Origin of the sequence: Cronobacter condimenti 1330, assembly GCF_001277255.1 — a bacterium.
In the GTDB taxonomy this organism is placed as follows: domain Bacteria; phylum Pseudomonadota; class Gammaproteobacteria; order Enterobacterales; family Enterobacteriaceae; genus Cronobacter; species Cronobacter condimenti.
Window position 1 is genome coordinate 4337370 of the sequence record NZ_CP012264.1, and the last position, 10622, is coordinate 4347991.

A 10622-nucleotide genomic window follows, 5' to 3' on the forward strand; every position below is an offset into this window, starting at 1 on the left:
TTACTGCTTTTTGTTATCCACCAGTACCGCCAGCAAAATGACCACTGCTTTGACGATCATCTGGTAATAGGGAGAAACACCTAAAAGATTCAGACTATTATTCAGGAAACCGAGGATCAGCGCGCCGATCAGCGTCCCAACAATGCGACCTTTACCACCTGCAAGACTGGTACCGCCAAGCACTACCGCGGCGATAGCATCCAGTTCATAACCCACGCCTGCCAGCGGCTGAGCGGAGGAAAGACGCGCTACTTCAATCACACCCGCCAGTGAGGCCAGCAGGCCCGACAGCGAATAAACGATAATTTTGATTTTGTTAACGCTGATACCTGAAAGGCGTGTCGCCGCTTCGTTACCGCCCAGTGCATAAATATAGCGGCCCAGACGCGTGTGGTGCAGCACATACCAGGTCACCAGGAACACCAGCGCCATAATCCATACAGGCGTCGGGATGCCCAGCGGTCGGCCAATGCCGAACCAGCCAAAGAGATCGCCGTTATCGTTAAAACCGGTACTGACAGGACTACCGTTGGTGTATTCAAGCGTCACACCGCGCAGCAGCAGCATCATGACCAGCGTTGCGATAAACGCCTGGACGCGGCCTTTCGCGACAATCGCGCCGGTCACCGCACCGATAGCGGCACCAAGCGCGAGGGCGGCCGCTACCGCCACCAGCGCGTTGACCTCAATACCGACGAGCGAGGCGGCGACCGCCCCGGTGAGCGCCAGCAAGGAACCGACGGACAGATCGATCCCGGAGGTTAAAATCACCAGCGTCATCCCCACCGCCATAATGGCGTTCACCGAGGTCTGCTGGAGAATATTAAGCAGGTTATTAACGGTAAAGAAATTGGGGCTCAGAGTGGAGACAATCGCAATCAGCACCAGCAGGGCTATCAGCGACTTTTGCTCCATCAGCCACGCTTTTGTAAAAAAGCGACGAGTCGCAACGGTCTGGGTAGTCATACGTCTTTTACTCCTGGGTCACGCGATTGAGCTTGCCGACAGCCGCCGCCATCAGCAGTTCCTGGGTGGCCTGCTCGCGTGTGAATTCACCGCCGAGATGCCCTTCATGCATCACCATGATGCGATCGCTCATCCCCAGCACTTCCGGCATCTCTGACGAGACCAGAATGATGCTCAGCCCTTCGGCTTTGAACTGGTTAATGAGCTGATAAATCTCTTTTTTCGCGCCAACGTCAACGCCACGGGTTGGCTCATCAAGAATGAGCACTTTAGGGCGAGTCATTAATCCGCGGGCAATCGCCACTTTCTGCTGGTTACCGCCGGAAAGCAGGCCAATAGCCTGATCCATAGAAGGCGTTTTAACATTGAAGAGACGAATAAAATCGCCCACTGCCTGCTGCTCATCGTGATGTTTCAGGCTGCCGCCGGCGCGACTGAAATAACGCAGCGCGGTCAGCGACATGTTCTCTTTCACCGACATGCCGAGCACCAGGCCGTCACGTTTACGGTCTTCGGAGATATAGACGATGCCATTCGCCAGGCCGTCCTGCGGCGAGCGCGTCACCACGTCGCGGTTATCCAGCGTAACGCTGCCGCCACTACGGGGCAGCGCGCCGTACAATACTTTCATCAGTTCGGTACGCCCGGCGCCCATTAGCCCGGACACACCCAGAATTTCGCCCTGACGCAGCGTAAAGCTCACGCCGTCAACGCCCGGCCCGCTAAGATTATCGACCTTGAGGCGAACTTCACCTGACGCTTTGTCGAGATGCGGATACTGATCTTCAAGCTTACGGCCGACCATCATTTCGATAAGCGTCTCTTCCGTCAGCGAGCTGACCTCACGCTCGGCGATAAACTGGCCGTCACGCATCACCGTCACGTCATCGCAGATCTCAAAAATCTCTTTCATGCGATGAGAGATATAGACGATGCCGCACCCCTGCGCTTTCAGTTCGCGAATGGCGCGGAAAAGAGAATCTGTCTCGGTATCCGTCAGCGCGTCGGTCGGTTCATCCATAATGATGACCCGCGATTCAAAGCTCAGGACTTTGGCTATCTCCACCATTTGCTGATCGCCAATCGACAGATCGCCCACCAGCCGACGGCTGTTAAAGCGCAGATTAAGCTTCGCCAGCAGTTTGTCCGCCTCGGCGTACATCTTTTTCCAGTCGATTTTGCCGAAACGGCTGACAAACTCGCGGCCCAGAAAGATGTTTTCCGCAATGGAAAGCTGGGGGATCAGGTTCAGTTCCTGATGAATGATACCGATGCCGGCTTCCTGCGAGGCTTTCGGGCCGCTGAATGCGGTCTCCTGACCGAGCCAGACCAGTGACCCGGCGTCGCGGGTATAAATGCCGGTCAGTACTTTCATCAGCGTGGATTTACCGGCACCGTTTTCGCCCACCAGCGCCATCACGCGTCCGGCATAAACGTTCAGCGTCGCGCCCGAGAGCGCCTTGACGCCGGGGAAGGATTTATCAATGCCTTTGAGCTGGAGTAAGGGTTCCATGTTGGCCTCAGAATGTGACGCCAGCGCAGAGAATGATATTCGCATACGGGGAACATTCCCCGCTGCGAATGACCGCCTGACTGTCTGCGGTTTTTTGTTTGAACTGTTCATGTGTCACATAGTGAACAGTGATGGTATTTCCCTGGTGTTGCTGCAGCTGCTCGATCTGACCGAGCAACGTTTCGTGGAGCGTCGGATTATGCTGTTTAATCTCTTCTGCAAGGATCGCCGCTTCGACCTGCATTTCACGTGTCACGACATCCACAATTTGTAAGAACCCCGGCACACCCTGGGTGAGCGCAAGATCGATACGTTGAGTGGTTGACGGGATTGGCAGCCCGGCGTCGCACACCACAACCGTGTCGGTATGGCCAAGACGCGAGATGACAGAGGAAATGCCGGAATGAAGAACGGTGCCTTTTTTCATTTTATGCTCCATCAGCGAAACGTTTCGCTGATGGAGAGTGTATCCAGGAGAAAGAACAATAAACAAACATCACGTTGCGAAACTGTGATCGCCATCGAAACGTTTCGCTTAAGGCAAAAACTCATGCCCCGGAACCAATGAAAAACGCCTTCCGGTAGTCGGAAGGCGTTTCACTTAAGGATTAAATCTCAACCTGTGTGCCCAGCTCAATGACGCGGTTAGGTGGGATCTCAAACTGATCCGGCGCCCGGAGCGCGTTGCGCTGCAACAACAGGAATAGCTTGCCGCGCAGGCGTAAATACCAGGGCCGTTTATCGCCGATGATGAGCGACTCATGGGACATAAAGAAAGAGGTTTCCATCATCCGACAACTTAAGCCTTCAAGCCCGCAGCGGTGAAACACTTCTTCGACGTTTGGCGTTTCGCGCCAGCCGTAGCTTGCCACTACGCGCCAGAATGTCGGCGAAAGCTGTTCGAGCTGAACGCGTTTTACGTTATGGACGTAAGGCGCATCTTCGGTACGCAGCGTCAGCAGAATAACGCGCTCATGGAGCACCTTGTTGTGTTTGAGGTTATGCAGCAACGCAAACGGAATAACGTTTAGCGCGCGGGACATATATACCGCTGTGCCCGGCACACGTACCGGCGGTGATTTCTCAAGAGAAGTAATCATCGCATCCAGCGAATTGCCATGCTCGTGCATCCGGCGCAAAAGACGGAAACGCTCGCTTTTCCAGGTGGTCATGATAATGAACATCACCAGGCCCAGGCTCAACGGCAGCCAGCCGCCGGAGAAGAGTTTCTCCAGGTTCGCCGAGAACAACGGCACATCGACGCACAGAAACGCCACGACCATCAGGCCCACCAGAATGCGATTCCAGTGCCAGTTTTTACGCGCCGCAGTGCTGAAGAGAATCGAGGTCAACACCATCGTCCCCGTCACCGCGATGCCGTAAGCTGCTGCGAGATTACTGGAATGCTCAAAGCTCACGATGACAATCACCACCGCGAAATAGAGCATCCAGTTCACCACCGGAATGTAGATCTGGCCCGACTCCATTTCAGAGGTATGAATGATGCGCATCGGCGAGAGATACCCCAGACGAACGGCCTGACGCGTCAGGGAGAAAACGCCCGAAATCACTGCCTGCGAGGCGATGACCGTCGCGAGCGTCGCCAGGATCAGCATGGGAATCAACGCCCAGTCCGGTGCCAGCAGGAAGAACGGGTTTTTAATCGCCTCCGGCGTTTTCAGCAGCAGCGCGCCCTGCCCGAAATAATTCAGCACCAGCGACGGCAGCACCACGGAGAACCACGCCAGACGAATCGGCAACTTCCCGAAGTGCCCCATATCGGCATACAGCGCTTCAACACCCGTAATCGAGAGCACAACAGCCCCAAGCGCGGCAAACGAGATGGCTTTATATTCAAGGAAGAAATGTACCGCCCAAACCGGGTTCAGCGCCTGTAGCACTTCCGGGTTGTTCATAATGCCGCGCGCGCCCAGTACCGCCAGAATCAAAAACCAGACCAACATAATCGGCGCGAAGAGCTTCCCTACCATGCCGGTGCCGTGTTTCTGAATAACAAACAGCAGCGTCAGGACGATAATCGATAGCGGAACAATATACGGATCCAGCGAAGGTGCGGCGATTTCAAGCCCCTCTATCGCCGACATCACCGAAATCGCCGGGGTAATGACGACTTCGCCATAAAAGAAGCTACCGCCAATGAGACCCAGGATCACCAGCACTGACGTCATACGCGCCGAGGTATTGCGACCCGCGAGCGACATCAGCGTCAGAATACCGCCTTCGCCAGCGTTATCTGCACGCATAACGAAAGTCAGATATTTAAAAGAAACAACAAAAACCAACAGCCAAAAAATTAAAGAAAGGAAACCGAAAACGGCGTCCCGCTCCACGCCAAAACCAAATTGCCCGGAAAGACACTCTCGTAATGTATAAAGCGGACTGGTGCCGATATCGCCATACACCACCCCGATAGCTGCAAGCGTAATGGCTGGCAACGATTGTTTATTCTCAGTGCTCATAGACTAGTCTTCGTTGAAATCCCGTGTGCGCTTAGTCCCTTGGCCCACAAAAAGCGCACAGTATGCACGATTCATTTAAAAATCGTACCCCTCAATCACCGAGTCTTTACCCAAATCAAGCCAAATAGATAATGGCATCAATCCATTATCAGCATGAATATGAAACGTCTATACTCGCACCAGAGACCAGGCGGCGTAGTCAGAATGCAGAGTAACTATTATGGCTCAACCCAATTTATTGGCGGAAAGAATTTCACGGCTCAGCGCAGCGCTGGAAAAAGGGCTGTTTGAACGCAGTCACGCCATCCGTATGTGTCTGCTGGCGGCGCTGAGCGGCGAGAGTGTCTTTTTGCTCGGCCCGCCGGGGATCGCCAAAAGCCTTATCGCACGACGGCTGAAATTTGCGTTCCAGCATGCGCGGGCCTTTGAATACCTGATGACGCGCTTCTCCACGCCGGAAGAGGTGTTTGGGCCGCTTTCCATTCAGGCGCTAAAAGATGAAGGCCGCTATGAGCGCCTGACCGCAGGCTATCTCCCGGAAGCGGAAATCGTGTTTCTGGATGAGATCTGGAAAGCGGGTCCGGCGATACTCAACACCCTCCTGACTGCCATTAATGAACGGCGCTTTCGCAACGGCGCACATGAAGAAAAAATTCCTATGCGTCTGCTGGTTACGGCGTCGAACGAATTGCCCGAAGCGGACAGCAGTCTTGAAGCACTCTATGACCGTATGCTGATCCGTCTGTGGCTCGACCGCGTGCAGGAGAAAAACAGCTTCCGCGCTATGCTTGTGAGCCAGCAGGATGAAAATGAAAACCCCGTGCCGCCAGCACTGCAGGTCAGCGATGAAGAGTATCGGCAGTGGCAGACGGGCATCGGCAATGTGAAGCTGCCGGACCCGGTATTTGAGCTGATTTTCACGCTGCGCCAGCAGCTCGACGCCCTGGCGAACGCGCCATATGTTTCTGACCGGCGTTGGAAGAAAGCGATCCGCCTGCTTCAGGCGAGCGCTTTTTTCAGTGGACGCGACGCGGTGGCGCCCATCGATCTGATCCTGCTGAAAGATTGTTTGTGGCATGACGCGAGCGCCATGTCGCTGATGCAACAGCAGTTAGAACTGCTGATGACCTCTCACGCCTGGGGCCAGTACGCGATGCTTAACCGTCTTGGCGCTATCACCCAGCGGCGAATGCAGCTTGAACAGCAGCAAAGTGATAAAACCGCGCTGCGTCTTGAGAAGCAGAGCGGCATGTTCAGCCGTCGCCCGCAATATCAGCTGCCCGCCAGCCTGACGGAGCCGACCCTGACGCTGCTGCTGCAAAAGCCGCTTAAGCTGCATGATATTGAGGTCATTCATGTGACGTTCGCCAGAGAGGCGCTGGAGACGTGGCTGCAAAAGGGCGGCGAGATCCGCGGAAAGCTCAATGGCATCGGCTTTGCCCAGGCGCTGAATCTGGAGGTGGATGCCAGTCAGCATCTGGTGTTGCGCGACGTCAGTTTGCAGGGTACGCGTCTGGCGTTGCCGGGTGCCGCATCGACGAGCGGCCTGCCTGATGAGATCAAGCAACAGCTGGAAGATTTAGATAATACGTGGCATCAACAGCACACGCGCTTCAACGAGCAACAAAAGTGTCTGTTTGTCGAAAGCGACTGGTTAGGGCGCATTGAGGCCAGCCTTCAGGATGTGGGCGAGCAGATCAAACAGGCGCGCCAATGCTGACAGCGGATTCACTGAATCTCATTCTGGCTATCAGCGAAGGCGAGTTGATAGAAGAGATCGTGATTGCGCTGCTGGCTTCGCCGCAACTGGCGGTATTTTTCGAAAAGTTTCCCAGACTGAAGCACGCACTAACGCAGGATATTCCCCGCTGGCGCGAACAACTCAAAGCCCGTCTGAAAGATACGCGCGTGCCGCGAGAGCTGGAAGAAGAGGTGATCGGCTATCAGAAAAGCCAGCTTCTCTCCACCAGCCAGTTTATTGTGCAACTGCCGCAAATCAGCGCGCTGTTGCGCCGCCTCGGCTCGCCGTTTGCCGATCAGGCCGAGCGACTCATCGCTGATAACCCCCATTTCACACCGGCCCTGCACACGCTTTTTTTGCAGCGCTGGCGGCTGAGTCTTGTCGTACAGGCGACCTCCTTTAACCAGCAACTGCTGGAAGAAGAGCGCGAACAATTACTGAGCGAAGTACAAGAGCGCATGACGCTGTCCGGCCAGCTTGAGCAGACACTGGTAGAGAATGAAGACTCGGCGGGGCGGCTGTGGGATATGAGCGACGGCAAGCTCCGACGCGGCGACTACCAGCTTATTGTGAAATACGGCGATTTTCTGGCAGACCAGCCGGAATTGCTTCAGCTCGCCGAACAGCTAGGGCGTTCCCGGGAAGCAAAATCGGTTCCCAAAAAAGAAGCGCCGCTCGAAACCTTCCGTACCCTGGTGCGTGAACCCGCCTCGGTGCCCGAACAGGTCGACGGCTTACAACGTAGTGACGATATCTTACGCCTGCTGCCGCCAGAACTGGCGACGCTTGGCATTACCGAGCTGGAATATGAGTTCTACCGACGGCTGGTGGAAAAACAACTGCTGACCTATCGGCTACAGGGCGACGCCTGGCGCGAAAAAGTCATGCAGCGCCCGGTGACGCGCCAGGATTATGATGAGCAGCCCCGCGGGCCGTTTATCGTCTGTGTGGATACGTCTGGCTCGATGGGCGGCTTTAATGAACAGTGCGCCAAAGCATTTTGTCTGGCGCTGATGCGTATCGCGCTTGCCGATAACCGGCGCTGTTTCATTATGCTGTTTTCCAGCGAAGTGGTGCGCTACGAACTTTGCGGGCATGACGGTATCGATCAGGCGATTCGCTTTCTGAGCCAGCGCTTTCGCGGCGGCACCGATCTGGCGAGCTGTTTTCGCGCGATCGCAGAAAAGCTACAGGGCGGCGAGTGGTTCGACGCCGACGCGGTAGTTATCTCCGATTTTATCGCCCAGCGGTTGCCGGATGAGGTAATCGGCAAGGTAAAGGAGTTGCAGCGCATTCATCAGCACCGTTTTCACGCGGTGGCGATGTCGGCTCACGGCAAGCCCGGCATCATGCGCATTTTTGATCATATCTGGCGCTTTGATACCGGGGTGCGCAGTCGACTGGTGCGGCGCTTACGGCGATGACTTACAGCAGTTCGGCCACGGCAGACTGCACCTGTTCCGGCCAGACACCGCACTGCACCTGCCCGATATGCGGCAGCTGTAGCAGTAGCATGGTGAGGCGCGACTGCCCAATCCCACCGCCGATAGTCTGCGGCATCTCTCCGCTAAGCAACGCCTGGTGCCACTCCAGCGCAAGTCTGTCCTGATCGCCAGTCAGCGCCAGCTGGCGTTTAAGCGCCTCGGCATCCACGCGGATCCCCATTGAGGAGATCTCAAACGCGTCTTCCAGCAGCGGGTTCCAGACCAGGATGTCACCGTTGAGCCCGGCGAAACCACCCTCGGTCGGCGTTGTCCAGTCATCATAATCCGGTGCGCGCACGTCGTGGCGTTTGCCATCGGCGAGCTTACCACCGATACCTATCAGGAAGACCGCGCCAAGCTCTTTTGCAATAGCACGCTCGCGTCCTTTCGCATCCAGCGACGGGAAGCGGTGTTGCAAGGTTTCGCTATGAACGAAATGAATAGTTTGCGGCAGGAACGGCGTTAGCCCGAAGCGCTCCGCGGCGGCAAGCTCGGTGGCTTTAATCGCCGACCAGATGCTTTCTACCGTCTGTCTGAGCGTGCCGAGATGGCGCTCGCCATCGCCCATCACGCGCTCCCAGTCCCACTGATCGACATATACAGAGTGTACCGGCGACAAACGGTCTTCATCCGGGCGCAGCGCTTTCATATGGGTATAAAGCCCTTCACCGGCGCTAAAGTCATGCTGACCGAGCGTTTTGCGCTTCCATTTCGCCAGTGAATGAACCACTTCAAACTGCGCCTGCGGCAGCGTTTTGACATTGACCTGCACCGCTTTCTCACAGCCAGAAAGGTTATCCTGCGTCCCGTCGCCGACACGGCTCAGGATCGGCGCCTGAACTTCAAGCAGACCGAGTTTTTCCTCAAGCTGGCGGGAAAAATGGGCTTTCACAAAACTTATCTGACGCTGGCGTGTGATGTATGCGGTTTTCATTATTAGGGCTCCTGTACCTCTGTTGCTTTTGATTAAGCAATAAAAAAGGCACCATATTCAATAATCAACAATAAAAAAGGCCAGATGCTTTTTAATTCGATAATATAGGCAGCATAAAAATGACGATTACTGAATATTCATAAGGAAAACGTATGGAAAATTATCAGATCGATAATCTGGACCGCGGCATTCTGGAGGCGCTGATGGCGAATGCGCGTACCGCTTACGCCGAACTCGCTAAACAATTCGGCGTGAGCCCGGGCACCATTCACGTGCGCGTAGAGAAAATGAAACAGGCTGGGATCATTACCGGCGCACGTATTGATATCAGCCCGAAACAGCTTGGCTATGACGTGTGCTGTTTTATCGGGATAATCCTGAAAAGCGCTAAGGATTACCCGGCCGCGCTGGAGAAACTGGAAAGCCTGGATGAAGTGACGGAAGCCTATTACACCACCGGGCATTACAGCATCTTTATTAAGGTGATGTGCCGATCGATAGATGCGCTGCAACAGGTACTTATCAACAAGATCCAAACAATTGATGAAATTCAATCCACCGAGACGTTGATCTCCCTGCAAAACCCGATCATGCGTACTATCCGGCCGTAACGGGATTTTTTAATACCCGTATTATCCACAGGTAGATCCCAGCCCCTGCACAGCGTACAATACGCGTCGTTTACTCAAGGCGGACATCCATGACAGACATTACCCTGATCAGTGGCAGCACTCTTGGCGGCGCGGAATACGTGGCGGAACACCTGGCTGAAAAGCTGGAAGACGCCGGTTTTAGCACCGAAACGCTGCATGGCCCGCTTCTTGAGGATCTTAAGCCGGCTGGTATATGGCTCTTGATCACTTCTACGCATGGCGCAGGCGATCTGCCGGACAACTTACAGCCTTTATATGACGCGCTGGCAGCGCAACGTCCCGATCTCAGTCAGGTTCGTTATGGCGCTATCGGCATCGGTAGCCGCGAATACGATACGTTTTGCGGTGCGATTGAAAAAATGGACGCGCTGCTCATCGACTGTGGCGCAAAACGCGTCGGTGAACCGCTTAAGATCAACATTCTCGATCATGATATTCCCGAGGATCCGGCAGAAGTGTGGCTCGGATCCTGGAAAAATTTACTCTGATCGGCGAAAAGATCGCCATTCAACTGTGGATAAAAGTGCTTAAAAGCTTGGATCAACCCGTAGTTATCCAAGGTATAAGTCTTGCTCGCTTTTTGAGTTGTGTATAACCCTCACTTCTGACCCCAGCTTATACTGGCCAGGATCACCGATCATTCACAGCAAGCGATCCAGGATAACCTTTTGATCCCAAATGGGCGATCCTGGTTATCCACAAGAGATGGCGATCCTAATAAGAGATCACAATAAAACAGATCCTTTAAATAAAAGATCTTCTTTTTAATACCAACGATCCCGGCGCTTTCTCACCAGGCTAAAGTTGAGTAGAATCCACGCCCCGGGCTAGCTAACCCTCTTTCGCACAAC

Annotated in this window: 9 protein-coding genes; 4 read left to right on the forward strand and 5 right to left on the reverse strand. The window is 54.6% G+C overall.

The annotated features are described in order from the left end of the window. The 4 genes from rbsC to kup form a co-directional block, all read right to left on the reverse strand. The gene (rbsC, locus tag AFK62_RS19920; protein WP_007664459.1) at positions 1–966 is read right to left on the reverse strand and encodes a ribose ABC transporter permease; all 966 of its coding nucleotides are present in this window, start codon (positions 964–966) and stop codon (positions 1–3) included. A 7-nt stretch (positions 967–973) separates the two neighbouring features. Beyond that, positions 974–2479 carry a ribose ABC transporter ATP-binding protein RbsA gene (rbsA, locus tag AFK62_RS19925; protein ID WP_007664454.1) on the reverse strand — a complete coding sequence of 502 codons (1506 nt, stop codon included), beginning with the start codon at positions 2477–2479 and terminating at the stop codon, positions 974–976. 7 nt (positions 2480–2486) lie between these two features. After that, the gene (gene rbsD / locus AFK62_RS19930) at positions 2487–2906 is read right to left on the reverse strand and encodes a D-ribose pyranase (RefSeq protein ID WP_007664453.1); all 420 of its coding nucleotides are present in this window, start codon (positions 2904–2906) and stop codon (positions 2487–2489) included. Positions 2907–3087: 181 nt separating this feature from the next. Beyond that, positions 3088–4959 (reverse strand): low affinity potassium transporter Kup, encoded by a 1872-nt coding sequence (gene kup / locus AFK62_RS19935; protein WP_007677741.1) that lies wholly within the window; start codon positions 4957–4959, stop codon positions 3088–3090. 220 nt (positions 4960–5179) lie between these two features. Here kup and ravA point away from each other — a divergent pair, with 220 nt between their 5' ends. Continuing rightward, positions 5180–6679, forward strand: coding sequence for an ATPase RavA (ravA, locus tag AFK62_RS19940; protein ID WP_032984720.1), 1500 nt, complete (start codon positions 5180–5182; stop codon positions 6677–6679). Then, positions 6673–8124 carry an ATPase RavA stimulator ViaA gene (viaA, locus tag AFK62_RS19945; RefSeq protein WP_007677749.1) on the forward strand — a complete coding sequence of 484 codons (1452 nt, stop codon included), beginning with the start codon at positions 6673–6675 and terminating at the stop codon, positions 8122–8124. Before ravA ends, viaA begins: the two co-directional genes overlap by 7 nt. Position 8125: 1 nt before the next feature. Here viaA and asnA read toward each other — a convergent pair whose 3' ends face one another. Next, on the reverse strand, positions 8126–9118 hold the full coding sequence (asnA, locus tag AFK62_RS19950) for an aspartate--ammonia ligase (RefSeq protein ID WP_007677750.1): 993 nt from the start codon (positions 9116–9118) through the stop codon (positions 8126–8128). A 152-nt stretch (positions 9119–9270) separates the two neighbouring features. Between asnA and asnC the strand changes: the two genes are divergently transcribed. Both asnC and mioC read left to right on the forward strand, forming a co-directional pair. Continuing rightward, positions 9271–9729, forward strand: coding sequence for a transcriptional regulator AsnC (gene asnC / locus AFK62_RS19955; protein WP_004386178.1), 459 nt, complete (start codon positions 9271–9273; stop codon positions 9727–9729). Between the two features lie 89 nt (positions 9730–9818). Next, positions 9819–10259, forward strand: a complete 441-nt coding sequence (gene mioC / locus AFK62_RS19960; protein WP_007677751.1) for an FMN-binding protein MioC — start codon at positions 9819–9821, stop codon at positions 10257–10259. The last annotated feature ends 363 nt before the right edge of the window (positions 10260–10622 follow it).